Raw genomic sequence first — 26,913 nt, forward strand, 5'->3', positions numbered from 1 at the left:
GCACCGCATCATCGGCCTCAGCCGCGCGCCGCAGCTGCCGGGGCTTCGGTCAGCGACTCGTCCAGCGCATCGATCACCATGCCCGCCTGGTCGGCCGACAGCACCAGCGGCGGCCGGATCTTGAGCACGTTGTGACCCATCGCGCAGGCACTGAGCAGCACGCCCTTCTGGCGCATCCGGTTGACCACTTCGCTGGTGAGCGCCCGATCCGGCGTACGCTGTGCCCGGTCCGACACCAGTTCCACGCCGACGAACATGCCCGCACCGCGCACTTCGCCGATGGCTTCATGGCGTTCGGCCAGCGCATGGATGCCTTCAAGCAGAACGCCACCGACCTCCCGTGCATGGGGAACCAGGCTTTCGCGCTCTATCGTCTTCAGTACCGCCAGCGCGGCAGCACACGAGACCGTATTGCCGGCGAAGGTATTGAAGTAACGCGAACGCTGCCCGAATTCCTGCAGCACATCGGCGCTCGCCAGGATGCCTGCGACCGGCTGGCCATTGCCCATCGGCTTGCCCATGGTGACGATGTCGGGCGCGACGCCATGGCGCTGGAAACCCCACATGTGCTGGCCGGTGCGGCCGAAGCCCGGCTGCACTTCATCGGCGATGAACAAGCCGCCTGCCGCCTTGATGGCCTGCACCGCCCCCTGCAGAAAGCCCGCCGGGCCGGGGAGGATGCCGTCGCTGGTGAAAAGTGAATCCACGATCAGGGCAGCAGGCCGGATGCCGTGCCGTTGCAGGTCGGCGATGGCGGCTTCGACGTCGCGCGTGAATTTTTCTCCCAGGTCCTGCCCTGGCGCATGATAGGCGCGCGGGGCCGGTACCAGGCGCACATGCGGCCCCAGGTTGACGCTGCTGCCCAGCGAGGGCGAGAACTGCGAGACGGCATCGGTGATGCCGTGATAGGCCGTGTCAGTGACGATCACCCCGGTGCCGCCGGTATGCACCTTGGCGATGCGATAGGCGAGGTCATTGGCTTCGCTGCCGGTGCAGGTGAGCATCAGGTGGGCCAGCGGTGTCTCCGGTACCGTCGCCAGCAAGCGCTCGGCCAGCTCCAGGATGGTGTCGTGCAGGTAGCGCGTATTGGTGGCCAGCGTCTGCACCTGCTGGCAGATCGCCTCGGTGACGGCCGGATGGCAGTGCCCCAGCGAAGTGACATTGTTGTACACATCCAGGTAGCGCCGCCCCTGCGGATCGATCAGCCAGACGCCTTCGCCGCGCACGATGTGCAAGGGATGTTCATACATCAGTCGATAGGCCGGCCCCAGCAGGGCATTGCGGCGCTCGATCAGGGCCCCTGTCACGGGTCCGACGTCGGCGCGGCCGGGAATGTAGGCGTTGACCATGGTGAGGTCGGTGGTGGTGGTAGTGCTCATGCAATGCTCCTGTGTCGGATGTCGGAAAGCAGGCGGTCACGTGCGTCCTGGCGCGGCAGCTCGGCCAGCTGGCCGAGCGCCTCCCAGGCCGCCGGGTTGTGCCGCATGATGTAGGCGCGGTTGTGGGGATATCGCACGGCGCGCCATTCCGAGATGAGGGCCGTGACCAGATGGCGCGTGACCATCAGGTCGGTGACGATCTCCTGTTCGGGTGCGCTCAGCGGCAGCACGGCGTGATAGGCCGCCACGAATTGGGCCGGCCCGGTAAAGGGATCCTCGTTGCCTGTCATGTGGAAGGCCGCCGCCGTGGCGACTTCACCCACCAGCGGCGCATGCAGCATGTCGCCGAAATCGATGATGCCGGTGATGCGCTCCTGCTCGTGCGGGGCCACCAGCACGTTGTAGAGGTGATAGTCGTTGTGAATCACCTGCGCACGGACGTCGCGCAGGCGCGGCAACACCTGCTCTTCGAAGCGCGTCATGAAGTGCCGTGCCAGCTGGCGTTTGGCGGGATCCTGCAGGCTCTCCATCTTGTCGCGCAGCCGGTGCGCCGCAGAGACGTTCCACAGCAGGTCGTGATGCGCCCCGGCGTGGTTGAAGCCTTGCAGGGCCAGGTCCAGTCTGGCCAGGCCACTGCCCATGGCGCGCCGCTGGCCGTCGCTGCGTTCGGTATGCTTGATCTGCACGCCGTCGAGGTAGGTCAGCATGCGCACCATGCTGATGCTGCCATCCGGCAGCCTCACCCGTTCGATGCTTTGCCCGCCCAAGGAGCGCAGCACGCGCGGGATCGGCAGGTCCGGTGCCGCCTGCGCGATGTGATCCAGCGCGGCGATCTGGAAATCCACCACGGTGGCCTGTTCGGAGGGATTGCTGATCTTGAGCACGTAGCGCGTGCCATCGGCGCTCTCGAGGCAGGCGTTCTGGTCGCGTTCACCGCCCAGCGCAGTGGCCACGCCTTGGATGCCGTAATGTTGTGCGGCCAGCCTTTGCAGCGCCGACGCTGGCAGGTCAGGTGCCGCCGTGCTGAGGGCGGCGGTATCGGTCGAAGCGGTCTCAAGCATCATGCGTCTCGCATCGCGTGAACGGCCCGGCATTCATCAGAGGCCCACCAGCGCGGCCAGCTGGCGGAAGTCGGTCAGCCGGCTCACGCCATAACCATCGCAGTAGGGCTCGTGATGGCGATCGATGTAAGCCTTGCCCATGAAGCCGAGATCCTTGGCCGTCATCAGGTCATAGCGGAAGCTGGACGAGCAATGCACCATCTCTTCCGGGCCGCAGCCGAGCTGGTCGAACATATATTCGAAGGCCTGTCCGCGCGGCTTGTAGGCTTGCGCTTGCTCAGCGGTGTAGACCGCATGGAAGGGCGCCTTGAGGTGCGCCACGCTGTGCGGGATCAGGTCGACCATGGAGTTCGACAGGATGACCAGCGGGATGTGCGGGGCGATCTTCTCCAGCGTTTCCACCACATGCGGATGCGGCTGCCAGGTCGGGACGGCCGCATAGAGCGCCTGGCCATCGCTGTCCCGGCATGGCACGCCATGGGCGTGGCAGGTGCGGCGGATGGCATTGTCCACCACTTCCAGGAAAGGCTTCCAGGCACCCAGCACTTCGTCCAGACGATAAAAACGGAAGCTGTCCAGGAAGGCCGGCATGCGCTTTTCATCGACGCGGTCGGCGAAGAGCATGCGGGCGGTCGGACCCATCTCGAAATTGATCAGGGTTCCATAGCAGTCAAAACTGATGTACTTCGGCTTGAAAGTCATTTGCTCAAACTCCTTCGTTGGGGATGGAAGAAGTATGGCCGCGCGCCTCCAACTAATAATTCTTATTGCGCCAGGAACGGAGCAGCTTCTACTTTTAAAAGACGGCTTTCCGGCATTTTGCATTGCGCCCCGGCCTGCCTTCGCAAGTGTAGTTCCTCTACGGACGGTGTCTCTGCGAGCATTAAGCTGCGTTTAATGCTGTGTTCAATGAGCATTAATCCCTGCCTGAGGAGCGGGCAGCATAATCAGTACCTACCCTGCTTCGGCCACGCCATCTTCGTTCATGGTCCGGCCTGCCGATTGTCGATGGAGCCCCCCGATGCAACTGACGTCGTACTGGCTGGACACCTCCCCTCCCTTCATTACCACCCACACCACCTTGCCCGACGATGGCTGCGACGTGCTGGTCGTCGGTGGCGGCATCACCGGTTCGGCTGCGGCGCTGGCACTGGCGCGCAAGGGCGCCAGGGTGGTGGTGTGTGAAGCCGGTATCGTCGGCGGCGCCGCTTCCGGACGCAACGGTGGCATGTGCAACAACGGCTTCGCGCAGGACTACGCCGCGCTGTCACAGCGTCTGGGAACGGAGTGGGCCAACCGGCTCTATCGAGCCTTCGATGCCGGTGTCGATACCGTGGAACGGCTGGTGCGCGAGGAATCCATCGACTGCAGTTTTGCCCGTTACGGCAAGCTCAAGCTGGCGGCCAAGCCCGAGCACGTCGACAAGCTGGCGCGCAGCCAGGCCCTGCTGGCAGCCAACGTGGATCCCGACACGCGTCTGCTCAGCCGGTCCGAGCTGAGCAAGGAGCTGGGCAGCGATCGCTACTACGGCGGCCTGCTGATGGAAAAAAGCGCCGGCATGCACGTGGGCCGCTATGTGCGCGGCCTGGCCCATGCCGCCCAGCGGCGCGGTGCGATCTACCTCGAACATACGCCCGTGCTGGGCCTGAAGGCGCAAGGTGGCCACTATCAGGTACGGACGCCGACGGGCAGTCTGCGCGCCGGCCAGGTGCTGCTGGCCAGCGGCATTTCCCAGGTCGGACCGTTCGGCTGGATACGCCGCCGCATTGTCCCCGTCGGCGCTTTCCTGATCGTCACGGAACCCTTGCCGACTGCATTGCTGGACCAACTGCTGCCGACACGGCGCATGTACACGGATACCAGGAATTTCGTCAATTATTTCCGGGTGACACCGGACAATCGCCTGCTCTTCGGCGGACGCGCGCGCTTCGCGGTTTCCAATCCGCAGTCCGATGCCAGGAGCGGCGAGATCCTCCGAACCCAGATGCTGAACGTCTTTCCGCAACTGGGGTCGGTACGCATCGATTACTGCTGGGGCGGCATGGTCGACATGACGGTCGACCGCCTGCCGCGTGCCGGCCAGCGCGATGGGTTGTTCTACGCAATGGGCTACAGCGGGCATGGCACCCACATGGCCAGCCTCATGGGGACCTTGATGGCCGAGGTCATGGAAGGCAGGGCAGACCTCAATCCGTGGAAAGATCTGGACTGGCCTGCCATTCCCGGTCACCTGGGCAAGCCCTGGTTCCTGCCCCTGGTCGGCGCCTGGTATCGACTCAAGGACTGGCTGCAGTGACGTTTGCCGGGTTCACGACGAGTCGATTGCGGCCCGCGCGCTTGGCGTCATACAGCGCCGCATCGGCCATTGCCAGCAAGCTTTCCAGCGCCAGTGCCGGCGTCGAGTAGAGACTGACGCCCACGCTCAGGCTCACCGCATCAGGCGTGGGCACCCCCTTGCGCGCCACGTGGGCGAAGGCTTCCCGCAGTTGTTCTCCCAGATGCTCCACTTGCTCCGGGCGAACATCCCGCAACACGATCACGAACTCATCCCCACCCAGCCGAGCGGCCAGCGCATCCTCGGGCAGCACCTCGCGCAGCAGGGTGCTCAGTGCTTCCAGCAGCTTGTCACCGGCGGCATGACCGTGCAGGTCGTTGACCTGCTTGAAGTTGTCGATGTCGATGAGCAGCAGCGCGCCCGGATGCGCCTGGCCGGCTTGCGCCAGCAGCGCCGGAGCCCGTGCCAGCAGCGCCCGCCGGTTCAGCAGTCCGGTCAGGGGATCGCGCGCGGCCAGTTGGCCCATGTGCTCTTCGCGGCGATGACGCTCGGTGCCGGTCATCGACAATGCGATCAGCATCACCGCCATCGAGCCCTCCACCAGCGAGACCTGGATCAGCACGCCGCCAAAGGCCGCCAGATCCACAAAAGCACCCAATGCCAGCGCCCAGACCGCCTTGGCCACGTAGAACAAGCCGTGGATCAGCAGGACGAAGCGCAACTGCACCGCACCTACGCTGAGCGAGGCACCATGGGGCCGGAGCAGCAAGCTGGCGCGCAAGGTGAGGGCGGCGATCATCAGCGATTGCAGGCCCAGCATCACGCGTGACCACCAGGCATGCGCAGGCAGCAACAGCATCAGCATCCACAGCAGCGCGATGAGCCACCAGCCGCGTGAAACGCGGGATCGCGTGAACCAGGCCACGCCCGCCAGGAAGCAGGCGTGCGCGGCGATCAGCAAGCCGTTGGCGAACCAGATACCGACCAGCAGATAGCCCTGCGAGCGCAACAGCGCCAGGAAGGAGCCGATGGTGATGATGGCAAAACCGCTGCTCCATAGCAGCAGCGAGCGTTCTCTGACGCTGTTCCATTCGATGGCCAGATAGAGCGAAGCCGACGCCGCCAGCGCGATGGTGAGGATGAGCAGAGTGGAGGGATCGAGAGCCATGACAGAAGCAGCGCCAGTTTGCCGCGCAATAGATACGGCTCCATTTTAGCCTTCCGGCGGGCTGCCTCCTCAGATGCTTCCGAAGGATTTGTTGCTGTTGTGAAACTCAGGGCGTCGCAGCGCCTCCCGCCGAGCTTTGCGGTGCTGCGTCGGGCGCAGCCGTGGCGGCTCCCTCGGTACCTTGTTGCGGCGAGAGTTGCGGCAGCTTTTTGTGAATCAGGGGCAAGTCCTGACGTTCGCTGCCATCGGGCATGACGGCCTGTTCGGCCGATAACCAGTTGCCGTTGTCTTGGGCCATGCAGTTTCTCCAGGTTGTGAAAGGGGATCAGCAAGGTCGCAGCTTGTCTCTTTCGCGCCAACAACACGTTGATACATCTCAATGGCCTCATTGTTTTGACAAGAATTCTTCTTATTCATTGGATAATACCCCGCAGCCGCTGCGGGCTCCCTCGGGACAGGGACGCCTCCGATCCTGCCACGCCTTTCGGCGGGCAGCGCAGCCGGGCATGACGGGATGGAGATGTGAGCGAACTGAAGACAGAAACCGGCGTCGGCGACCAAGCGTCCCGGCCTGCATTGCGAGAACTGATTCGCGCGGACCAGCTGACGGCGGCCCGCCACACGGTCATGCTGTCGATCCCGGTGGCTTTCGTGCTGAGCGCCATCTCGACTTTCGTCGCCTGGCATTCCGGCAAGCTCTGGATCGCCCTGGCGTGGCTGGCCTGCGCCACGCTGGTCAACCTGGTGCGTATCCCGCTGTGCCGCCTCTCACCGCAGCGCGTGGCGCAACTGGTGCCGTGGATGCAGCCGCGCGGCGCGATCCTCGGCCAAGGCGACGTGGTGGAATTGAACCTGCGCCTGCACTGGATCCTGGCGCTGGTCTCCGGCTTCGCGTGGGCCGGCATGCCCTGGCTGAGCGAGGGCTACACCACGCCCGAAACGCTTTTCTATCTCACCTGCGTGTGCGGCATCACGGCCGGTGCCGTCACCCACGGCTTCGCCTTTGCCCGCATCCCCATCAGCTTCATCACGCCGCCGCTGTTGTCGGTGATCTTCTGCCTGTCCGTCTTCAATCGCAATCCGACCCGGCTGGCGCTGGCCGCGACGGCCGTGATCTACCTGGCCGGCCTGATTCGCGGCGCCCGCGTGGGCGAGCGCATGTTTGCGCGCGCCTGCGCCCTCAAGAATGAGGCCACCACCGCCAACCAGGCCCTGGCCGTGGCCCATGAAGACCTGCGCCAGTTTGCCGCGCGCATGCAGTACCAGGCCGAACACGATCTGCTGACCGGCCTGCTGGACCGCGCCGGCTTCATGCGGGTCGCCGCGCAGGTGCTGGCGCGTCAGCCGCACCGACAGTGCCTGATGTTCCTTGACCTGGATGGTTTCAAGGTCATCAACGACGCCTATGGCCATGAGGCGGGGGACCAGGTGCTCATCGAAGTGGCACGGCGCCTGCAGTCCTGTCTGCCCGAGAGCGCGACGCTGGCGCGCCTGGCGGGTGACGAATTCGTGATTCTCTACCCGCTGACCGCCCGGGCAGAGTCGCCGGAGCAGCTGGCGCAGCGCCTCATCACGGCGATCCGCCAGCCGTTCGCACGACTGGCCCATCGCCACATCGGCCTGAGCGTGGGGATCTACCTCTCGCGCGGCGATGATATCAACGAGATGCTGGTCTGTTCGGATGCCGCCATGTATGAGGCCAAGCGCCGTGGCCGCAATCAGTATCAGGTCTTCAACGCGGCGCTGGATGCGCATCTGCAGATGAAGCGCGATGTCGAGCGCGATCTGGCCCAGGCGCTGGCCGATGGCGAACTGCAGGTGTGGTTCCAGCCCATCGTTTGCGAGGACGGGCGTGCCCTGGACGGTTTCGAGGCCCTGGTGCGCTGGACCCATCGCCGCCATGGCCCGATCGCACCGCCTGACCTGATCGAGATTGCAGCGCTGGCGGGGCTGTCGGAGGAACTGCTGCGCTTCATCATGAACGAAGTGGCGCGCATGATTGCGTTCATGCAGGACACTGGTCGCAGTGACTTGCGCGTGTCGATGAATATCTCGCCGCGTGAAATGGAGCGCATCGTCATCGAGGACCTGGTGGCGGCCACCCTGAAACAGCAGAACCTGCCAGCGCACATGCTGGAAATCGAGATCACCGAAGAGACCGCGCTCGACCTTCAGGCGGCCACACAGACCCTGACGGCGCTGGCGCTGCAGGGCGTGAGCATCGCCATCGACGACTTCGGCGTGGGCTATTCCTCGCTGGGCTTCCTGCGTCAGATGCACGTCTCGCGCGTGAAGATCGACCGCAGCTTCGTCACCGGCCTGGCCGACCAGACCGAGAACCAGGCCCTGGTTTCTGCGGTGCTGCAACTGGCGGCATCGTTCGGTTTCCAGGTGGTTGCCGAAGGCGTGGAGAGCGAGCAAGACATGCAGGTCCTGCAATCCATGCACTGTCACGCGATGCAGGGACATTACTTTGCCGAACCGATGCCGGCCGAGATGGCGCGCCGACACGTGCTGGCACTGGCCCAGGTCTGAACGCGCCAGCATGGCTGCATGCGGCCTGACAAAGTTGAAGCAGATCAAGCTTTGTGCTCTCTGACCCCTTTGCGGGCAGTGCCGCAATTGAACTCACCTCCGCCTGGGGATATGCTGCGACACAGCAAGCCCGCATGAGCGCGTCCTGCCTCATGCCACCCCTTCAGGAGGACGCCATGTTTCCACCGACGCAGGCCACGCCTGCCGAGCGCTACGGTCAACTCATCCGCGATGCCCTGGGCGCGCAGCCGATGCGGGTGGCCGTGGTCCACCCCTGTTCTGCCGAGGCCTTGCAGGGCGCGCTGGAGGCGCACCAGGAAGGTCTGCTGGAACCGTTGCTGGTCGGGCCCGAAGTCAGAATACGACGTATCGCCGAGCAGGCCGGGCTGTCGCTGACGGGCTTGCAGATCGAGTGCACCGAACACAGTCATGCGGCCGCAGCCCGCGCCGTCGAGCTGGCCGTGCAAGGGCGCGTGGCCGCGCTCATGAAGGGCAGCCTGCACAGCGACGAACTACTCGCAGCGGTGGTGGCGCCGGGCGCTGGTCTGCGCACCGAACGTCGCATCAGCCATGTCTACGCCATGGCCATTCCCACCTACGCCAAGCCTCTCATCATCACCGATGCCGCCATCAACATCACCCCCACGCTGGCCCACAAGCGCGACATCTGCCAGAACGCCATCGACCTGCTGCACGTGATGGGTGTGCCGCGTCCGCACGTAGCGGTGCTGGCAGCCGTGGAGACGGTCAATCCGGCCATGCCTTCCACCCTGGATGCGGCCGCCCTGACCGTGATGGCCACGCGCCACCAGATCACCGGCGCGGTGGTCGATGGCCCGCTGGCCTTTGACAACGCCATCAGTCTGCAATCGGCCAGCATCAAGCAGATCGCCTCGCCGGTGGCGGGTAGCGCCGATATCCTGCTGGTGCCCGATCTCGAAGCGGGCAACATGCTGGCCAAGCAGTTGATCTATTTGTCCCAGGCCGAGGCTGCCGGACTGGTGCTGGGCGCGCGCGTGCCGGTGATCCTGACCAGCCGTGCTGACAGCTTGCGAGTGCGCCTGGCCTCCTCGGCGCTGGCCCGTCTGTTCGCCTCACGCAGCAAGCTGTGCGCGGTCGGCAAGGAACGCTCATGAATCGCTGGTTGCTGACCTTCAATGCCGGCTCGTCCACGATCAAGCTGGGCGTGTTCCGCCTCGATGGTCCGCGCGCCGGCAAGATCGGCCACGGACAGCTGGATCTGCATCTCTCGCCCTTGCGGCTGCGTCTGGAGATCGAAGGCGCCACATCGACCGTAGCCATCGATGCCGATCCCGTGGCATCCATGGACAAGGTACTGGAGCAGGTGCTGCACCAGCTCGAAGTCGGTCACGATCAGGGAGCATTGTGCGCGGTCGGTCATCGGGTGGTGCATGGCGGCCTGCACCTGGCGCAATCGGTGCTGCTCGATGAACGCATCGAAGCGGAGCTGCAAGCCCTGGCGCCCCTGGCACCGCTGCACCAACCGCAGAACCTGCGCCTGATCCGCGCCGTCGCGCGACTGCGGCCGGGACTGCCGCAGAGCGCGTCCTTCGATACGGCCTTCCATGCCGACCAGGATGCGCTGGCGCGCCGCTTTGCACTGCCGCGCGAGCTGCACGAGCAAGGCGTGCTGCGTTATGGCTTCCACGGCCTCTCCTACAGCTACATTGCGGCCGAACTGCGGCGCCGCCAGCTGCCCGAGGCCCACGGCAATGTGGTGGTCGCGCACCTCGGCAACGGCGCCAGTCTGTGCGGTATCCAGAACGGCCGCAGCGTTGATGCCAGTACCGGCTTCTCGACCCTGGACGGCGTGCCGATGGGAACGCGTTGCGGTGCGCTCGATGCTGGCGTGCTGCTGTATCTGCTGCAGCAGGGGATGACACCGGCGGCGCTGGAAGACTTGCTGTATCACCGCTCCGGCCTGCTTGGGGTATCCGGTGTGAGCGCCGATGTACGCACCCTCCAGCAGAGTCAGGCGGCGCCTGCGCGCGAGGCGCTGGAACTGTTCGCCCTGCGCTGCGCCGGCGAGGCCGCCCGCCTGGCTGCTACCCTGCGCGGCATGGATGCCCTGGTCTTTACCGCCGGTATCGGCGAACACGACGCGCGCATGCGCGCGGCCATCTGTGCGCGTCTGGACTGGCTGGGCGTGCAGCTCGACGAGAGCGCCAATGAAAAGCACCAGGAATGTATCAGCCACCCGGCCAGCCGCGTGCGCGTGCTGGTCATTCCGACCGATGAAGAACAGGTCATTGCCGACGACGCGGCAAGACTCATACACGGGAGTACATCATGACGACCTCACACACCGGCCATGCGCCGCTCGTTGCCGAGACTGCAGAGGACTGCGGCCCTGGCTGCGTTCCGCTGTTCTGGCCGATGATGCTGGCCAGCGCAGTGTTTCGCCAGGGTCAGGATGTGGTGGACAAGCAGCTGCGCTTTCTGGAAGAAGAAGCCAAGCTGCACGCCATCCACCATCCGCAGATGGCCACCGCTCATCAGGTGCGCCTGAAGCTGCGTACCCTGACCCTGCGCGAATATGGCAAGGCCAGTGGCGCCCACGCCGTCCCCACGCTGGTGGTGGCGCCGTATGCCGGCCATACCTCGGTGATTGCCGATTATTATCCGGGCCAGAGCCTGGTCGAAACCCTGCTCGACCATGGGGTGCCGCATGTCTTTCTGACCGACTGGCATAGTGCCAGCGAGGACATGAAGGACCTGGAGATCGACAACTATCTGGCTGACCTCTGTGTGCTCATCGATGAACTGGGCGGGCGCGCCAATCTGGTCGGACTGTGCCAGGGCGGCTGGATCTCGGCCATGATCGCCGCGCGGTTCCCGCACAAGGTGCAACGTCTGGTGCTGGCCGGCTCACCCATTGATGCCGGTGCCGGCGAGGGGCCGTTGAAGCAGATGGTGGAGCGCACGCCGATCCGCTTCTACGAGGACCTGGTACGTACCGGCGGTGGGCTCATGCGCGGCAGCTTCATGCTGCAGGGCTGGAAGAACATGCACCCCGACGAGCACTACTTCACCGAACACGTGGACCTGTTCCAGCACATTGATGATCCCGTGTACCTGGCCAAGCGCGAGACCTTCGCCGCCTGGTACGAAACCCCGATCGATCTGCCGGGACGCTGGTATCTCCAGGCCATTCGCCAGATCTTCAAGGACAACCTGCTGGCGCGCGGACAGTTCGTTGCGCTGGGCAAGATGCTGGACCTGCGCGACATCACCTGTCCGCTCTACCTGCTGGCGGGCGAGCGGGATGACATCACCACGCCCGAGCAGGTGCTCAATGCGGCGCAACTGGTCGGTACACCCTCTGCGCACATCACGCAGCGGGTGGTGCCGGGCGGGCACATCGGTCTGTTCATGGGGGGGCGTACACTGGCCGAGGCCTGGCCGCAGATTGCACAGTGGCTGGCTGCCCCGCTGAAAACCGGTGGATAGCCACTCTCAGGCAGCAGGCAGGGTTTTCTTGCGGGCGGCGGCGGGTTTGCGCGCCGCCTTTTTGATTTCCGCAGCGGGCGGTTGATCTGCGGGAGCGGCCACTGCAATGGACGCCTTCAGAAACCACGCCAGCACCGACTCGGCCGTCTTGCCGTCAACGATGTGCGGCACGCAGCGGTAGGAAAAACTGACACCCTCGCACAAGGCCATCAGGCCGATGGCGATCTCGCGCGGCGGTGCGGCCGGGGCGGTACCGGTCAGGTGGCAATAGGCTTCGACAAAGCGGGTGATCTGAACGTAGCGCTGCTCCAGGAAGCTGTCCAATTGGGCACGGAATTTCTCGTCGCGCAGCGCGATGATGCGCGCCTCCATCCACAGCAGGCTGCACTTGTCATCGCGGTACAGTGCCGAGTACTGCACGGCCAGAGCGTCGCGCAGGGCATGCGGATCGGTCAGACCGCCGCCGAGGATGCGCTCGAAACCCCGGTCGATGCTCTCCCCTTCGCGGCGCAACAGCTCAAAGAAGAGCTGCTCCTTGTCATCGAAGTTGGAATAGAAGGCACCGCGCGAATAGCCCGCTGCGGTGCTGATATCTTCCACGCTGGCCTGCGCATATCCCTTCTGCATGAACATCGCGTGCGCCGCCTCCAGCAGACGTTCCCGGGTCTGCTCACGGCTTTGCTCGCGGCTGAGTCGTTGGCGTGTCATGGGGCTGGATTCTAACACTGTTGTATTCGGATACAGTATTGCATTTGAATTCATATCTGCATTAGAATCGCTGAACTTTTGTAAAGACGCCCACGAGGCGGAGCGCGCCGCGGTCCGACCCTCCCGACACTCCCTTTCCCGAAAGGAATGCTGTGAAGCCTGTCTCACGTTCGTGTCCCGGTCCTGCTTCCCTGGCTTTTTCCGTACGCCGCGTCCGGCTGGCGCGCATGGCCCTGCTGGCCGTTCCCTTTACGCTCTGGCTGGCCGGATGCAGCAAGCCGGCCCCCGTGGCCGAGGTGCCGCGCGAAGTGGTGGTGTTGCAGGCGCAGGAGCGCGCCGGCACCCAGCCCCTGCACCTGCCGGCCGAAGTGCAGTCGCGCTATGTGACCTCGCTCTCCTTCCGGGTGGCCGGACAACTGGTGGAACGTCGCGTACATCTGGGCGATGTGGTGCGCAAGGGCCAGATCCTGGCCCGTCTCGACCCCGCCGATGCCGACCAGAACGCCGCGTCGGCGCGCGCTGAACTGGCGGCTGCCCGCCAGCATCTCGACGCAGCCGAGAAGCAGCTGCAGCGCGATACGGCGCAGGCCGCAGAACAGCTCATCAGCGCCCAGCAGCTGGAGCAAAGCCAGGATGCCCATGCCGCCGCGCTCTCGCAATGGAAGGCCGCGCAGGCCCGTGCCGCGGTGGCCGGCAACCAGCGCGACTACACCACGCTGGTGGCTCAGCATGACGGCGTCATCAGTACCGAGCAGGCCAATACCGGCGATGTACTGAGCCCCGGTCAGCCGGTCTATTCGCTGGCCTGGTCGGGGGCGGTGGATGTGGTCACCGACGTGGCCGACCGCCAGCTGGCCGGCCTGCAACCCGGGGTCGCTGCCGATGTCACGCTGGCCGCCCTGCCCGGCAAGACCTGGAAGGGGCGTGTGCGTGAAGTCAGTCCGGCCGCTGATCCGCAGAGTCGTACCTATCGCGTCAAGGTCACGCTGGAACAGCCTGACGCCAGCGTGCGCCTGGGCATGACCGGCGAAGTGACGATCACGCCGTCCAACACGACGCAGACGCAGGTTCTGCTGCTGCCGGCCACGGCCTTGTTCCATCAGGGTGACAAACCGGCAGTGTGGGTCGTCGGTGCCGACGGCAAGCTGGTACTGCGTCCGGTGACGGTGGCCGCGTATGGAGAGCGCAGCATTTCGCTCTCGCAAGGCGTGGCTGCCAGTGACAAGGTGGTGGTGCAGGGCGTACATACCCTGACCGTGGGAGAAAAGGTCAAGCCGGTGGCGCCGCTGCACGCCGAGGACTTCGCCCTATGAGCGCACCCGGCCGATTCAATCTGTCCGCCTGGACCTTGCAGCACCAGGCGCTGGTGACCTTCATCCTGGCGCTGGTGACCTTGCTGGGCATGGGTTCCTATTCGCGGCTGTCGCAATCCGAAGACCCGCCCTTCACCTTCAAGGTGATGGTGATCCAGACCGACTGGCCCGGCGCCACCGCGCGCCAGGTGCAAGAGCAGATCACCGACCGCATCGCCCGCAAGCTGCAGGAGACACCGGACGTCGATTTTCTGCGCAGTTATTCGCGCGCGGGGCAGTCGCAGCTCTTCTTCACCATCAAGGACACGGCCCCGGCCTCGCAGGTGCCGCAGACCTGGTACCAGGTGCGCAAGAAGGTCGGCGACATGGCCGCCACCTTGCCGCAGGGGGTCAAGGGACCATACTTCAATGACGAGTTCGGTGATGTCTACACCAACATCTACGCACTGGCCGGTGACGGTTTCACGCCGGCGCAGTTGCGCGACTATGCTGACCAGTTGCGCGGTGAACTGCTGCACGTGCCGGGCGTGGCCAAGATCGATTACTTCGGGGATCGTCAGGAACACATCTACATCGACATCGGCAACACCCGCATGACGCGCCTTGGCATCAGCCCGCAGCAGCTGGCCGATGCCATCGGTGCACAGAATGCGGTGGTGCCGGGTGGTCTCATCACCACCGACAATGACCGCGTCTACGTGCGTCCTACCGGCCAGTTCGACAACCTGCGCGCGCTGGAAGACAAGATCATCCATGTCAACAACCGCAATTTCCGGCTGGGTGACATCGCCACCATCACGCGCGGTTACGACGAACCGCAGGAACAGGAGATGCGCGCCAACGGCCAGCCCGTGCTGGGCATCGGCGTGACCATGCAGCCTGGCGGCGACGTGATCCGCCTGGGCCGCGCGCTGGACGAGCGCACTGAACAATTGCGCAAGCGCCTGCCCGCCGGGCTCACGCTGACGGCGGTTTCCAGCATGCCGCATGCAGTGGAAAAATCGGTAGATGACTTTTTGGAAGCGGTGGCCGAGGCGGTCGCCATCGTGCTGGTGGTGAGCCTGGTCTCGCTTGGCATTCGCACCGGCATGGTGGTGGTGATTTCGATTCCCATCGTGCTGGCGGTGACCTCGCTGTTCATGTACCTCTTCGACATCGGCCTGCACAAGGTCTCGCTGGGCACTTTGGTGCTGGCACTGGGTCTGCTGGTTGATGATGCCATCATCGCCGTGGAAATGATGGCGGTAAAACTGGAGCAGGGCTGGAACCGCCGCCGCGCCGCCGCCTTCGCCTACACCAGCACGGCCTTCCCGATGCTGACCGGCACGCTGGTGACCGTCGCGGGCTTCCTGCCGATTGCACTGGCCAAGTCGGGAACCGGCGAATACACCCGTTCCATCTTCGAGGTCTCGGCCATTGCATTGCTGCTGTCGTGGCTGGCGGCGGTGGTGCTCATTCCGCTGCTGGGCTATCACCTGCTCAAGGAAAAACCGGGTGCGCTCACGGATGAACAGATCGCCGCCAACCCGCATGCCGGCCATGATGAGGAGGACCACGACCATCCCATCTACCAGACCCGCATCTACACCTGGCTGCGCCGTTCGGTGGCCTGGTGCGTGGCCTTCCGTGGGCGTGTGGTGATCGCCACCACGGTGCTGTTCATCGGCTCGCTGGCCGCCTTCGCACTGGTGCCGCAGCAGTTCTTCCCCAGCTCCGACCGCCCCGAACTGCTGATCGACCTGCACCTGCCGGAGCGTGCCTCCTTTGACGCCACGCAGCGCGAGGCGATCCGCATGGAAGCCCTGCTCAAGGGCCGTCCACAGATCGATCATGTGGTCAGTTTCGTGGGCGTCGGCGCGCCGCGTTTCTACCTGCCGCTGGACCAGCAACTGGCCAGCCCCAACTTCGCGCAGTTCGTCGTGACGGCCAAGTCGGTGGAAGACCGCGAAGCCCTGGCGCGGGCACTGGAGGAGCCGCTGCGCCAGCAGTTCAGCGGTGCGCGCACGCGCATGACGAGGCTGGAGAATGGCCCGCCGGTCGGTTTCCCGGTGCAGTTCCGCATCAGCGGCGAACAGATCCCCAAGGTACGCGCCATTGCCGAACAGGTGGCCGCCGAGTTGCGCAAGGAAAGTCGTGCCACCAACATCCAGTTCGACTGGGATGAGCCGGCCCAGCGTTCGGTGTCCTTCGAGATCGACCAGAAACGTGCCGCCGAGCTGGGCTTGAGCAGCCAGCAGATTGCCAACTTCCTGGCCATGCAGTTGTCGGGCGTGACCGTGACGCAATATCGCGAGCGCGACAAACTCATCAGCGTCGACCTGCGCACCCCGCGCAGCGAGCGCGTCGATCCCTCGCGCCTGGCCAGCTTGTCCATGCCCACCGCCAATGGTCCGGTGCCGCTGGCCACACTGGGCCAGTTCCGCAATACGCTGGAATACGGCGTGATCTGGGAGCGCGACCGCCAGCCCACCATCACCGTGCTGGCCGACGTGCGCCCCGGCGTGCAGGGCATCGATGTCACCAATGACGTCAACCGCAAGCTCGATGCCCTGCGCGGCGAGCTGCCGGTGGGTTATCGCATCGATGTGGGCGGTCCGGTGGAAGAGAACGCCAAGGCCCAGTCCTCCATCTCGGCGCAGATGCCCTTGATGGTCATCGCCGTGCTGCTGTTGCTGATGGTGCAGTTGCAGAGCTTCGGCCGCACCCTGATGGTGGTGATGACTGCACCGCTGGGCCTGATCGGCGTGGTCGGCGCGCTGCTGCTGTTTGGTCAGCCCTTCGGCTTCGTGGCCATGCTGGGCACCATTGCCATGCTGGGCATCATCATGCGCAACTCGGTGATCCTGGTGGACCAGATCGAGCAGGACATCGCCGCCGGTCGTGGCCGCTTCGATGCCATCGTCGGCGCCACCGTGCGCCGCTTCCGTCCGATTACGCTCACTGCTGCCGCGGCCGTGCTGGCATTGATTCCGCTGTTGCGCAGCAACTTCTTCGGACCGATGGCCACCGCACTCATGGGCGGCATCACCATCGCCACCATCCTGACCCTGTTCTACCTGCCGGCGCTGTACGCGCTGTGCTACCGGGTCAAGCCGGATGAAACCCATCACCGCGACCATGCCGCGCAAGGGAGTCACTGATGAGCGCCGTTCGTTTGATCTTCGCCCCGCAGCTGCGCCCCGTGGCGCTGGCCGCCGCGCTGCTGCTGTCCGGTTGCGCCCTGGGACCGACCGGCGAAGCGCCGGCCATGCCGCAGCCGGCCCACTATGCCGCCCAGGCCACGCCGGCCACGCTGGGACCTTCGGAGGCGCGCCAGACCTTCGTGCTGGGTCAGCGCACGGTGCCGCACTGGTGGCGTGCCTATGGCTCGCCGAAACTGTCGGCCTGGGTCGAGGAGGCCTTGCGCAACAATCATTCGCTGGCCGAGGCCGATCGCAATCTGGCCAGTGCACGCCTGCAATTGCGCGCGCAGATCGATGAGTCGCTCTGGCCCACCATCGATGCGGTCGGACAGGCCCAGCGTCAGCGCGCTTTGGGCCTGCCCAACATCGGCCCGACCACCAATCTGTACAACGTCTTCGCCGGCCAGATCCGGGCCAGCTATACCTTCGACCTGTTCGGGGTGGAACGCTTCGCCAATTCGGCCCTGGCCGCGCAGGTCGATGCCCAGTCCTATCAGTTCGATGCGGCACGGCGGGCAGTGGCAGCCAACGTGGTCATCACGGCCATCAATGCCGCTTCATTGCGCGCTCAGGTGAGCGACACCGAGCGCCTGGTGGCGCTGGCCGATGCCGATGTGGCGGAATTGCAGCGCCGTCTGGCGCTGGGGGCGGTGTCCGCTGACGAGCTCTTGTCCGCGCGCGCCAGTGCGCAATCGCTGCGCGCCAGCCTGCCCGGTCTGAAGGCGCAATGGCAGGGTGCGCGTCATGCGCTGGCGGTCTTGATGGGCCGCACCCCGGATGCTGCACCATCCGATCTGGAGATGGCCAGCCTGAAGTTGCCGCAGCAGGTTCCGATGACGGTTCCCTCCGAACTGCTCAGGCAACGCCCCGACATCCTCGCGGCCGATGCGGCCTTGAAAGTGGCGGCGGCCCAGCAGGCGGTGGCCACGGCCGAGATGTTTCCCAGCCTGTCCATCAGCGCTTCCTTCGGCCAGTCCGGCTTCTCGTGGGCCAAGGCCACCGGTGGTGCCGGTGCGGTGTGGGGCCTGGGGGCGTCGCTGACACAGCCGCTGTTTCATGGCGGGGCCTTGCGCGCCAAGCGGGACGCCAGCAAGCAAGCCTATTTCGCGGCCGAGGCTCATTATCGCCAGACCGTGTTGAATGCTTTCCAGAACGTAGCCGATAGCCTGGTGGCACTGACCGAGGATGCCGATGCTCTGCAGGCGTCGTCGGCGGCGCGCATCGCTTCCGAGCAAGGCTGGCGCAATGCGCAGCGGCGCGCGCAACTCGGGGCCTATCCGGCCAGTGCCGCGCGCTCCGGCGAGCGCCAGTATCTCAATGCCAGGCTGGGCGAGATCCGCGCCACGGCCAGCCGCATGAACGATACGGCCACCCTGTTCCAGGCCATGGGCGTGGGGCTGGAGGAAGCGCCCGTGGCGGCACCGCCACCGACGCAGCCCTGAGTCGGCAGAGCTTGCTCAGCCCTTGCTGGCGCCGAAGGTCAGTCCGGCCACGAACTGCTTCTGCATCACGAAGAACAGGATCACCGAAGGCAGCGCCGCCAGGATGGAGCCGGCCGAGACCAGGTTCCAGGAGGTCGTCCACTGGCCGCGCAGCGCCGCCACGCCGACGGTGATGGGCGCCACATCATCGCCCTGGGTCAGCACCAGCGCCCAGAAGTAATCATTCCAGACGAAGGTGAAGACCAGCACCGCCAGCGCGGCCAGGGCCGGCCGGATCAGCGGCAGCACGATGCGATAGAACACGGTCCACTCGCTGGCCCCTTCGATGCGCGCGGCTTCGATCATCTCGAAGGGCAACTGCTTGATGAAATTGCGCAGGAACAAGGTACAGAATCCGGTCTGCATGGCGATGTGGAACAGCATCATCCCGGTGATGGTATTGAACAGCCCCAGGGACAGGGTGAGGTCCCGTACCGGAATCATCAGGATCTGTTGCGGCACGAAGTTGCAGGCCACGAAGGTGGCGAAGAGTACGGTGTTGCCGCGAAACTGATAGGTCGACAGCGCAAAGCCGGCCATGGCCGCCAGCGAGATGGCACCGATCACCGACGGGACGGTGATGAGGCAGCTGTTCCAGAAATAATGCAGCATGGGCGAGGCGGTCAGCGCCTCGCGATAATTGTCCTGCATGGCGAAGTCCTGCGGCCAGCCCCAGTAGTTGCCGGCCATCAGTTCGTCGTTGGAGCGTATCGAGGTTACCAGCGCGGTCAGCATCGGCAACAACCAGATCAGCAGCGCCATCGGCAGCGAGGCGCGGTAGAGCGCGCGGTTGATCGGCTTCCATTTTTCTATCGGCATGGGAAACATGGCGATCTCTCTTTTCTCGTTAAGCGGTTGACGATGGGCGTTTGCGTTCAGCGTTCAGCGTTCAGCGCGCAGCATGCGGCGCAGCTGGAAGACGATGTAGACCAGCATGATGGCAAAGAGCGTCACCGCCACCGCCGCCGAATACCCCTGGCGGTAATACTTGATGGCCTGGTCATAGGCGTAATACGCCAGCACGGTGGAACTCTCGTAAGGGCCGCCGCTGGTCATCACCGAGATCAGATCGAAGCTGCGCAGGGCCCCGATGATGCTGACCACGAAGGCCATGAAGGTGGTCGGGCGCAATTGCGGCAGGATCACGTAGCGCAGCATGGTCCAGCCCTTGGCGCCTTCCATGCGGGCGGCCTCTACCTGGTCATGGTTCAAGGCGGTCAGACCGGTCAGGAAGAGGATCATGCAGTAGGCGGTCTGCGGCCACAGGGCGGCGAAGATGATGCCGAAGGTGGCATAGCGCGCATCACCCAGCACCGGCACACCATGGCCGAGGATCAGCGACAGCAGGCCGAAGCTGGGGTCGTAGAACCAGCTGTAGATCAGCCCCACCACCACGCCCGAGAGCACGAAGGGCGCGAAAAACAATGACTTCACCACGCGCATGCCGCGCACCTTCTGGTTCAGGTAGAGCGCGATGGCCAGGCCCATGGGCGGGGCCAGCAGGAACATGAGCAGCCACAGCACGTTGTTTTTCAGGGCCGTGTAGAAGGTCGGCGCATGGAACAGTTCGATGTAGTTGGCCATACCCACGTACTTGGGCGCAGTCATGCCATCCCAGCTGAAGAAGCTGAGATAGATCGTATAGAGAATCGGGTACAGCACATAGACCAGCGTCATGACGCAGGCCGGCGCCAGGAACCAGAAGGCGGCACGGTTGCGGCGGGCGGCACTGCGCTGCGGGCCGGTCACCGGCGTGGCAGAGGCTTGGGTCGCAGACGGCTGCGCGGCGGATGTGGGCGCTAGCATGGCGGGGTCTCCTTCTTTTTCTGCGGGCCATTCCGCTGCCGCACGCGGCAGGGGAATGACCCGGATGGACTACCTGGACCAGCCAGGCATCAAGGACGATCAGGACTTCTTGTAGATACGCTTGCGGCTTTGTTCCAGCTCATTGAGCACGTCATCGATCTTGGTCGGGTCGCTGACGAACTTCTGCATGCCCTTCATGCCTTCATCGGCCATTTCCTTGGTCATGTCGCGATCATAGAACTGCGAGATACCGCCCTTGGCGTTGGAGAGGATCTCGAAACCGATGCGCGAGATCGGATCGGTGGGCGCCGGCGACTTGCTGTTGGCCGGCAGCGAACCCAGGCCCTCGGCCAGCTTGGCGCTGATGGCCGGGGTACCGACGAAGGCGATGAAGCGGTGCGCATCGGCCTTGTTGCGGGCCTTGGCCGGGATGTGAATGGATTCGGTCGGGCCTTCTTCAGCCGTCGGCACGTTGGCATCGATGATGGGGAACTGGAAGTAACCCATCTCCGGCGCCAGTTTGGCCGGGAAGCCCTTGGCAATGAAGGTACCCATCAACATCATGGCGGCCTTGCCCTGGAACAGGAAGGGTTGTGCGCCATCGAGGTCATAGGACAGGGCGTTGTCGATGAAATACTTGTCGTCGATCAGGCTCTTCCAGGCGGTGTAGACCTTCTTGACGCGCGCATCGGTGTAGGCGACATCGCCCGCCATCAACTGCTGGTGGAAGGCGTTGCCGTTGATGCGCAGGTCCAGATAATCGAACCAGCCCGCCAGGGTCCAGGCGTCACGGCCACCCACGGCGATGGGGGCGATGCCGGCGGCCTTCAACTTCTTGCAGGCATCCAGGAATTCATCCCAGGTCTTGGGTTCGGCGCTGATGCCGACCTTCTTGAACAGGTCCTTGCGATAGAACATGCCCCAGGAGTAATACACGGTCGGTGCCGAATACTGTTTGCCGTGCCAGGAAGAGGCTTCCTTGGTGGAGGCGTAGGTCGTATCCCAGCCGTTCTTCTTCCAGTCGTCACTCAGGTCTTCCAGCAAGCCTCGGCTGGCGTAGAAGGCCATGCGCTCGCCGTTGTGCCAGTTGATGATGTCCGGAGCCTGGGTCGAGAGCCAGCCCGGCAGTTGGACCTTGTAGGCTTCTTCCTCGATGAAGGACACCTTGACGTCCACATCCGGGTTGGCCTTCTTGAATTCATCGACCGTGGATTGCCAGACGTTGCGCTGTACTGCGCCCTTGTAGGCGATGTTGACGGCCAGGGTACCGGCCATGGCAGCGGCGCCCCAGGCGGCGGATGCAGCCAGGCAGCCGGCGATCACGGTCATGCGAATCATCTTCTTCATTGTTGTCTCCGAATGTTTGGTTCAAGCGGTTCAGGCAGTTCAAACAGCTAAACGGTTTATAAGGTCAAAACGGTTTAAAAAGCAAAACGGCTGTGTCATGGATCTCGCAGCTTCTTGTACGTTCACGGTACAGCGATCTTGCGCAGGTCTGCGGCCTGCTTGTGCAGGCGGCCGCAGCCGCCGTGCTGTCTTCCAGAGTGAGGCCGGCGTATTGCTCATGCTTGCGTGTGCGGACGGTAAATGGCCACGCCCTGCGGCTCCAGCGCTGCCTGTCCGACCAGGAACTGCGCGCCGTCGGCGTGCGGCAGCGTGATCGGTGCGTCACTGTAGTTGAAGGCGAACTGCAGGCCGCCCCGCTGCTGCAGGCGCAGGCCTTCCGGCAGGCGTTGCGGAGCCAGTCCGGCGGCGCGCGCCACGTGCTCGAAGTAGCGCGTGGTCAGCTCGGTATCGAAGATGCCGGCCAGGTAGTGCGCGCGCTCCTTCTGCACGATGGCTGGATGGCCGTCACCGAAGCTGGCAATGGTCTGCAGGCCCTCGCCATCGGCTTCGATCAGGTCGCGCCAGTAGCGGGCCTGGCCTTGTGTCGTACCGAACTGTACTGTTTCGCTGACGTTGGGGCGCATCGATTCCACGCGCCATACGCGCATCGGCAGCAACTGTTGCAGCGGGCCCGGCGGCAGGGTCGAAGGAATCTGCAGAGACCGGGTCTTGGAGCCGCTGCGCGGACCGAATACCACCTGCGCACCGCTCTCTGCGATGCGGCCCGGCAGATCGTCCGGCACGATGGGCAACGGCGGCACCACGATCATGGCGTAGCCTTGCAGATCGGCGTTGAGCGGGACGATGTCCACATCCAGGCCGAGCGAACGCAGGGTCGAGTAATAGTCGAAGGCGAAATGCGCATATTCGAAATCGATGCCCTGGAAGTGGATCTCGAAGAGCCACTTGGCATCGTAATCGAACAGCAGCGCCACCTTGCCGCGCGGCTGGGCCAGCGCGCCGTTGGCGTTTTCCACCGCGAGGATTTCCCGGGCCACGCGTTCGGCTTCGCTGCCGCCCACGTCCAGGCGATTGTCGGGACGGTTCAGGCCGGCGTGCAGTTGTTCCTGCGCGAACGGGCACTGACGCCAGCGGAAGTAGGACACGCAGCCCGCACCGTGGGCAAAGGCTTCCCAGCTCCACAGGCGCACCATGCCGGGCAGTGGGGCCGGGTTCCAGTGCGCCCAGTTCACCGGGCCGGGCTGTTGTTCCATCACCCAGAACGGCTGGGCCGACATGCCGCGATAGAGGTCGTGGTTGAAGCTGGCGAAATCGGGATGGCCGGTGCGCAGCCAGCGCGCCTTGGTTTCCGGGTCGTACCACATCACTTCCAGCGCGCCCAGCGGATAGCTGTCCCAGGTGGCGACATCGAGGTCGGCGGCCACCGGATAGTGATCGAACTCCAGGAACATCTGCATGAAGTTGTGCACCATCAGACGGCCCGGCGAGAGCGGACGCAGGATCTCGACCTGCATGCGGTTGTAGCGCACCACTTCATCCGACGCAAAGCGGCGATAGTCCAGGCGATGCGAGGGATGGGCCTCGGTGACGGTGCCCACGGGCGCATCGATCTCCTCGAAGCTGCGGTATTCCATGCTCCAGAACACCGTGCCCCAGGCGGTATTGAGGGCATCGATGCTGCCATAGCGCTGGCGCAGCCACTGTCGGAAGCGGCGCTGGGCCGAGGGCGAATAGCTGACCACGGTCTGGTGGCAGCCGTATTCATTGTCCAGCTGCCAGGCGGTGACCGCCGGATGCTGGCCGTAACGTTCGCCCAGCAGGCGCACGATGCGCTGTGATTCCTCGTAATACGAGTCCGAGGAAAAATCATAATGACGGCGCGAACCGAAGGCGCGCTCGCGACCGTTGGCATCGACTGCCAGCACGTCGTCATGACGGTCGATGAGCCACTTCGGAGGCGTTGCGGTCGGGGTGCACATCACCACTTCCAGGTCATGTTTGGCCAACACCTCGATGGCGCGGTCGAGCCAGTCCCAGCGCAGGTCTCCGGGCGAAGGTTCGATGCGGCTCCAGGCGAATTCGCCGATGCGCACCTGCTTGATGCCCAGCGCCTTCATGCGCCGGGCATCGCTTTCCCACATGGCCTCGGGCCAATGTTCAGGGTAGTAACAGACTCCCAATCGTAACGACATGGTCGTGGTTCCTTAGCGGTAGTGAAGCGTGGAGGGAAGAAGGGCGCGTACGCGGCCTGTTCAGGCAGCGGCGGCCAGGCCCGGATGAACTTCTGTGCGCGCCAGCGCGACCCCGTCCTCATCGAAGAGGTAGGCACAGCTCGGTGTCACCGTTACGCGCAGGCGTTCGCCGCGCGCAATGCGGGCATCGCCCGGCGCCTTGGCCACCAGCGGCTGACCGGCCGGTTCGTCCAGGTGCACGTAGGTCTGCTCGCCCAGGCGCTCCACCAGCATCACTTCGCGGGTGATGCCGTACTGGCCCTGGGTGCCGATCTCCATGTGTTCGGGACGCACGCCCACGGTCACCTGCTGGCCCGCTTGCACCGGACCTTTGGCGGCGACCAGCAGGGTTTCTTCGCTGTGCTGCAAGCGGATCTGGATGCCATTGTCCTGGGCGCTCACCACCTGTGCCGGCAGGAAGTTCATGCGTGGAGAACCGATGAAGCCAGCCACGAAGCGATTGCGCGGATGGTGATACAGCTCCATGGGCGCGCCCACCTGGGCGATGCTGCCAAAGCGCTGGGTATCGGCGCCGGCATGCAGCAGCACGATGCGATCGGCCAGGGTCATCGCCTCGACCTGGTCGTGCGTGACGTAGACCACGCTGGCCTGCTCGAACTGGCGATGCAGGCGGGCGATCTCGATGCGGGTCTGGCTGCGCAGGGTGGCATCGAGATTGGAGAGCGGTTCGTCGAAGAGGAACACCCCGGGGCGCCGCACGATGGCGCGGCCAATCGCCACGCGCTGACGCTGGCCGCCGGAGAGTTCCTTGGGCTTGCGCTGCAACAGTTCTTCCAGCTGCAGGATGCGCGCAGCTTCGCGCACCTTCTGTTCGATCTCGGCCTTGGGCAGCTTGGCCAGGGTCAGACCGAAGCTCATGTTTTCATACACCGTCATGTGCGGGAACAGTGCATAGCTCTGGAACACCATCGCCACCGAACGCTGCGCCGAGGGCACATCATTGACGCGCTTGCCACCGATGAAGAGGTCACCGCTGGTCAGATCTTCCAGCCCCGCGATGCTGCGCAGGAGCGTGGATTTGCCGCAGCCGGACGGGCCCAGGAAGACACAGAATTCATGTTCGCCAATGTCGAGGTCGACATTGCGGATCACCGGCGGTGCATCGCCGTAGGCTTTTTGTGCTGCACGCAAGCTGATGCTGGCCATCACGTTTTCCTAACAGAAATGGATTGCTGGGCAGGGCGCCACGAGGCAGGTGCGGCGTCAGGTTAAGCGCTTAATCAAGCGAGCCAAAAAAAAGATCGCTTGAGTTTCCTGTGTGCAATCGGGGGTTGTCTCCACGTCGTTGTTTTGAGCGTGTTGCCGTGTTGGGTTGGCAAATATTTTGGTTGATCATACCCATCTTGCATGCCCTCCGCAACAACAATCCTGTAACCACCAGCTGCCAGCGATTTGTCAGGAAACGCTCACGCGCATGTGCGAGGGGCCGGCGAACTGTGCGTAAATCGTTTCCGCATTTCCTGCGGGCTGCGCATTCATGGCGTGCATCGTGGCTGACGCATGCGCGTTGACAAGGCCGTCATAAGCGGTTTGAATGCGAGGGCTTCCAACTCCATGCACCCATGACCACCTTATCCGAAGTTGCCCGTCTGGCCGGTGTTACCTCGGCCACTGTGTCCAACGTCTTGCGCCAGCGCGGCAAGGTCGGCGAGCAGACGCGCCAGCGCGTGCTGGAGGCGGTTGCCCAGCTCGGCTATCGGCCGCATCTGACGGCCCGTGCGCTGGCCGAAGGTCGCGCGCCGACACTGGCGCTGGTGGTCTCCAGCATCGCCAATCCCTTCTATCCGGAATTCGCCCTGGCCGCCGAACGCGCGGCGCGCGAGCGCGGTCGTTTCCTGATCGTCTGCAATACCAACGACGATCCTGATACCGGTCGCGCTTATCTGGATCAGATCGCCGGCACGCTCTCCGATGGCGTACTCATCATGAATGCCAACCTGCCCATGGATGAGTTGAAGAAGACCGAACAGCGCGGCGCACCGGTCGTACTTTGCATGTGGGAAAAACCCGATGCACCGCCCGAGCTGCCCTGCATCGCGGTGGATTTCTTTGCGGCCGGCGCCATCGCTGCGCAGCACCTGGTGGGGCTGGGCCATCGCCACATCGGTGCGCTGGTGGGCAGCAAGAAGAGCGGCATCCATGCCGAGCGCTATCGCGGCTTCGTGGAAGCCTGTGCCGCCGCAGGCATCAAGCACACCCTGCAGCGCACCCGCTATATCGGCGACACGGTCGAATCCGGCTACCAGGCCACCATGACGCTGCTGCGCGAGGAGCCGCAACTGACCGCCATCTTCGCCAGCAATGACCTGCCCGCGCTGGGCGCGATGAATGCCATTGCCGACCTTGGTCTGAACGTGCCACGCGATATCTCCGTGACCGGCATCACCGACATCCAGTGGGCGCGGGTCTCGCGTCCTGCGCTGACCACCGTGGCGGTGCCGACCGAAGAGGCGGCCCGCATGTCCATCGACCTGCTGCTGGCCCTGATCGAAGGGCGCAGTCCCTCGCCCGTCATGCGCGTGACCGCGACCCCGCAACTGGTGCAGCGCGCCTCCACGGCGGCGCCGCGCAAGGACTTCCCGTCGGCTTTTTCGTGAGGGATGCCGAAGGGAGCCCGGCATTGGTATGCGGCCTGACCAGCGCCGTGCGGCAAGTCCACTCGGAAGCAGGCGCAGTCCTGGACGAGCTCGAGCTCTGCGACGCACTGCATCTGCTGGAGCAGCGCCAGACCTGGCGCGTCTTTTGTGACCGTTCGGTCCTGGACATCAGCGAGCAGATCCTCACTGAGCATCGCCAGGACAATAGCGTTCTGGCGGCCGCCTTGCACTCTACGCGCGCAATGGCCTGGTCCTTGATGCGCCATGGATGGCCGCGCTGATGCAGGAGTGGTTGCCGGCGCGCCCATCTGGGTGATCAGACTGCGCTGGACGTACCG

The 26,913-nt window shown here is 64.5% G+C and carries 20 protein-coding genes and 1 pseudogene; 10 read left to right on the forward strand and 11 right to left on the reverse strand.

Annotation, left to right across the window (positions count from 1 at the left end):
* Positions 1–17: 17 nt before the first annotated feature.
* Genes GWL_RS21400 through GWL_RS21410 form a run of 3 tightly spaced genes read right to left on the reverse strand, consistent with a single transcriptional unit; the run spans position 18 to position 3,142 of the window.
* The gene (locus GWL_RS21400) at positions 18–1,379 is read right to left on the reverse strand and encodes an aspartate aminotransferase family protein (RefSeq protein ID WP_008334360.1); all 1,362 of its coding nucleotides are present in this window, start codon (positions 1,377–1,379) and stop codon (positions 18–20) included.
* Positions 1,376–2,443: a phosphotransferase gene (locus GWL_RS21405; RefSeq protein ID WP_008334362.1), complete on the reverse strand. Its 1,068-nt coding sequence runs from the start codon at positions 2,441–2,443 to the stop codon at positions 1,376–1,378. Before GWL_RS21405 ends, GWL_RS21400 begins: the two co-directional genes overlap by 4 nt.
* A 33-nt stretch (positions 2,444–2,476) precedes the next feature.
* Complete coding sequence (locus tag GWL_RS21410) at positions 2,477–3,142, reverse strand: haloacid dehalogenase type II (protein ID WP_008334364.1); 666 nt, start codon at positions 3,140–3,142, stop codon at positions 2,477–2,479.
* A gap of 319 nt (positions 3,143–3,461) precedes the next feature.
* Between GWL_RS21410 and GWL_RS21415 the strand changes: the two genes are divergently transcribed.
* Positions 3,462–4,736 (forward strand): FAD-binding oxidoreductase, encoded by a 1,275-nt coding sequence (locus GWL_RS21415; protein WP_008334366.1) that lies wholly within the window; start codon positions 3,462–3,464, stop codon positions 4,734–4,736.
* Here GWL_RS21415 and GWL_RS21420 read toward each other — a convergent pair.
* On the reverse strand, positions 4,717–5,883 hold the full coding sequence (locus GWL_RS21420) for a GGDEF domain-containing protein (protein ID WP_008334367.1): 1,167 nt from the start codon (positions 5,881–5,883) through the stop codon (positions 4,717–4,719). The two genes, GWL_RS21415 and GWL_RS21420, sit on opposite strands and share 20 nt — an antisense overlap.
* Before the next feature lie 106 nt (positions 5,884–5,989).
* Entirely contained in the window at positions 5,990–6,181 is a 192-nt protein-coding gene (locus GWL_RS21425) for a hypothetical protein (RefSeq protein WP_008334369.1), read from the reverse strand.
* Positions 6,182–6,405: 224 nt separating this feature from the next.
* Between GWL_RS21425 and GWL_RS21430 the strand changes: the two genes are divergently transcribed.
* From GWL_RS21430 to GWL_RS21445, 4 genes and pseudogenes are all read left to right on the forward strand, one after another.
* Positions 6,406–8,418: a bifunctional diguanylate cyclase/phosphodiesterase gene (locus tag GWL_RS21430; protein ID WP_008334371.1), complete on the forward strand. Its 2,013-nt coding sequence runs from the start codon at positions 6,406–6,408 to the stop codon at positions 8,416–8,418.
* A 182-nt stretch (positions 8,419–8,600) separates the two neighbouring features.
* A pseudogene (locus tag GWL_RS21435) lies at positions 8,601–9,554 on the forward strand (bifunctional enoyl-CoA hydratase/phosphate acetyltransferase); the annotation flags it as partial.
* Positions 9,551–10,732, forward strand: a complete 1,182-nt coding sequence (locus tag GWL_RS21440; protein ID WP_008334374.1) for an acetate/propionate family kinase — start codon at positions 9,551–9,553, stop codon at positions 10,730–10,732. The pseudogene GWL_RS21435 and the gene GWL_RS21440, both read left to right, overlap by 4 nt.
* Before the next feature lie 83 nt (positions 10,733–10,815).
* Complete coding sequence (locus GWL_RS21445) at positions 10,816–11,889, forward strand: alpha/beta fold hydrolase (RefSeq protein WP_008334376.1); 1,074 nt, start codon at positions 10,816–10,818, stop codon at positions 11,887–11,889.
* 6 nt (positions 11,890–11,895) lie between these two features.
* Here GWL_RS21445 and GWL_RS21450 read toward each other — a convergent pair whose 3' ends face one another.
* Entirely contained in the window at positions 11,896–12,597 is a 702-nt protein-coding gene (locus tag GWL_RS21450; protein WP_008334377.1) for a TetR/AcrR family transcriptional regulator, read from the reverse strand.
* Between the two features lie 227 nt (positions 12,598–12,824).
* Here GWL_RS21450 and GWL_RS21455 point away from each other — a divergent pair, with 227 nt between their 5' ends.
* Genes GWL_RS21455 through GWL_RS21465 form a run of 3 tightly spaced genes read left to right on the forward strand, consistent with a single transcriptional unit; the run spans position 12,825 to position 18,534 of the window.
* The gene (locus tag GWL_RS21455; protein WP_157174306.1) at positions 12,825–13,910 is read left to right on the forward strand and encodes an efflux RND transporter periplasmic adaptor subunit; all 1,086 of its coding nucleotides are present in this window, start codon (positions 12,825–12,827) and stop codon (positions 13,908–13,910) included.
* Positions 13,907–17,050: an efflux RND transporter permease subunit gene (locus tag GWL_RS21460; protein WP_008334379.1), complete on the forward strand. Its 3,144-nt coding sequence runs from the start codon at positions 13,907–13,909 to the stop codon at positions 17,048–17,050. Before GWL_RS21455 ends, GWL_RS21460 begins: the two co-directional genes overlap by 4 nt.
* Positions 17,050–18,534 carry an efflux transporter outer membrane subunit gene (locus GWL_RS21465; RefSeq protein ID WP_008334381.1) on the forward strand — a complete coding sequence of 495 codons (1,485 nt, stop codon included), beginning with the start codon at positions 17,050–17,052 and terminating at the stop codon, positions 18,532–18,534. The genes GWL_RS21460 and GWL_RS21465 overlap by 1 nt, the downstream gene beginning before the upstream one ends.
* A 15-nt stretch (positions 18,535–18,549) precedes the next feature.
* Here the strand turns inward: GWL_RS21465 and GWL_RS21470 are convergent, their stop codons facing one another.
* The 5 genes from GWL_RS21470 to GWL_RS21490 all read right to left on the reverse strand — a co-directional run bounded on the left by GWL_RS21470 (position 18,550) and on the right by GWL_RS21490 (position 25,124).
* The gene (locus GWL_RS21470) at positions 18,550–19,401 is read right to left on the reverse strand and encodes a carbohydrate ABC transporter permease (protein ID WP_008334383.1); all 852 of its coding nucleotides are present in this window, start codon (positions 19,399–19,401) and stop codon (positions 18,550–18,552) included.
* 54 nt (positions 19,402–19,455) lie between these two features.
* Positions 19,456–20,379 (reverse strand): carbohydrate ABC transporter permease, encoded by a 924-nt coding sequence (locus GWL_RS21475; RefSeq protein WP_008334385.1) that lies wholly within the window; start codon positions 20,377–20,379, stop codon positions 19,456–19,458.
* Positions 20,380–20,478: 99 nt separating this feature from the next.
* Complete coding sequence (locus GWL_RS21480; protein ID WP_008334388.1) at positions 20,479–21,726, reverse strand: ABC transporter substrate-binding protein; 1,248 nt, start codon at positions 21,724–21,726, stop codon at positions 20,479–20,481.
* Positions 21,727–21,941: 215 nt separating this feature from the next.
* On the reverse strand, positions 21,942–23,918 hold the full coding sequence (locus GWL_RS21485) for a beta-galactosidase (RefSeq protein WP_034351596.1): 1,977 nt from the start codon (positions 23,916–23,918) through the stop codon (positions 21,942–21,944).
* A gap of 60 nt (positions 23,919–23,978) precedes the next feature.
* A complete protein-coding gene (locus GWL_RS21490) occupies positions 23,979–25,124 on the reverse strand; it encodes an ABC transporter ATP-binding protein (protein ID WP_008334390.1) in 1,146 nt (381 codons plus the stop codon).
* A 416-nt stretch (positions 25,125–25,540) separates the two neighbouring features.
* Between GWL_RS21490 and GWL_RS21495 the strand changes: the two genes are divergently transcribed.
* Positions 25,541–26,575, forward strand: coding sequence for a LacI family DNA-binding transcriptional regulator (locus tag GWL_RS21495; RefSeq protein ID WP_008334391.1), 1,035 nt, complete (start codon positions 25,541–25,543; stop codon positions 26,573–26,575).
* On the forward strand, positions 26,572–26,856 hold the full coding sequence (locus GWL_RS23750) for a contractile injection system protein, VgrG/Pvc8 family (RefSeq protein ID WP_081486112.1): 285 nt from the start codon (positions 26,572–26,574) through the stop codon (positions 26,854–26,856). The genes GWL_RS21495 and GWL_RS23750 overlap by 4 nt, the downstream gene beginning before the upstream one ends.
* Positions 26,857–26,913 lie beyond the last annotated feature (57 nt).

Source organism: Herbaspirillum sp. GW103 (genome assembly GCF_000261365.1).
GTDB lineage: Bacteria > Pseudomonadota > Gammaproteobacteria > Burkholderiales > Burkholderiaceae_D > Herbaspirillum.

What these genes read in the sequence shown, in the direction of transcription:
- GWL_RS21400 (WP_008334360.1), bottom strand. Translation starts at nt 1,379, where the DNA reads ATGAGCACTACCACCACCACCGACCTCACCATGGTCAACGCCTACATT.
- GWL_RS21405 (WP_008334362.1), bottom strand. Translation starts at nt 2,443, where the DNA reads ATGATGCTTGAGACCGCTTCGACCGATACCGCCGCCCTCAGCACGGCG.
- GWL_RS21410 (WP_008334364.1), bottom strand. Translation starts at nt 3,142, where the DNA reads ATGACTTTCAAGCCGAAGTACATCAGTTTTGACTGCTATGGAACCCTG.
- GWL_RS21415 (WP_008334366.1), top strand. Translation starts at nt 3,462, where the DNA reads ATGCAACTGACGTCGTACTGGCTGGACACCTCCCCTCCCTTCATTACC.
- GWL_RS21420 (WP_008334367.1), bottom strand. Translation starts at nt 5,883, where the DNA reads ATGGCTCTCGATCCCTCCACTCTGCTCATCCTCACCATCGCGCTGGCG.
- GWL_RS21425 (WP_008334369.1), bottom strand. Translation starts at nt 6,181, where the DNA reads ATGGCCCAAGACAACGGCAACTGGTTATCGGCCGAACAGGCCGTCATG.
- GWL_RS21440 (WP_008334374.1), top strand. Translation starts at nt 9,551, where the DNA reads ATGAATCGCTGGTTGCTGACCTTCAATGCCGGCTCGTCCACGATCAAG.
- GWL_RS21445 (WP_008334376.1), top strand. Translation starts at nt 10,816, where the DNA reads ATGATGCTGGCCAGCGCAGTGTTTCGCCAGGGTCAGGATGTGGTGGAC.
- GWL_RS21450 (WP_008334377.1), bottom strand. Translation starts at nt 12,597, where the DNA reads ATGACACGCCAACGACTCAGCCGCGAGCAAAGCCGTGAGCAGACCCGG.
- GWL_RS21455 (WP_157174306.1), top strand. Translation starts at nt 12,825, where the DNA reads ATGGCCCTGCTGGCCGTTCCCTTTACGCTCTGGCTGGCCGGATGCAGC.
- GWL_RS21460 (WP_008334379.1), top strand. Translation starts at nt 13,907, where the DNA reads ATGAGCGCACCCGGCCGATTCAATCTGTCCGCCTGGACCTTGCAGCAC.
- GWL_RS21465 (WP_008334381.1), top strand. Translation starts at nt 17,050, where the DNA reads ATGAGCGCCGTTCGTTTGATCTTCGCCCCGCAGCTGCGCCCCGTGGCG.
- GWL_RS21470 (WP_008334383.1), bottom strand. Translation starts at nt 19,401, where the DNA reads ATGTTTCCCATGCCGATAGAAAAATGGAAGCCGATCAACCGCGCGCTC.
- GWL_RS21475 (WP_008334385.1), bottom strand. Translation starts at nt 20,379, where the DNA reads ATGCTAGCGCCCACATCCGCCGCGCAGCCGTCTGCGACCCAAGCCTCT.
- GWL_RS21480 (WP_008334388.1), bottom strand. Translation starts at nt 21,726, where the DNA reads ATGAAGAAGATGATTCGCATGACCGTGATCGCCGGCTGCCTGGCTGCA.
- GWL_RS21485 (WP_034351596.1), bottom strand. Translation starts at nt 23,918, where the DNA reads ATGTCGTTACGATTGGGAGTCTGTTACTACCCTGAACATTGGCCCGAG.
- GWL_RS21490 (WP_008334390.1), bottom strand. Translation starts at nt 25,124, where the DNA reads ATGGCCAGCATCAGCTTGCGTGCAGCACAAAAAGCCTACGGCGATGCA.
- GWL_RS21495 (WP_008334391.1), top strand. Translation starts at nt 25,541, where the DNA reads ATGACCACCTTATCCGAAGTTGCCCGTCTGGCCGGTGTTACCTCGGCC.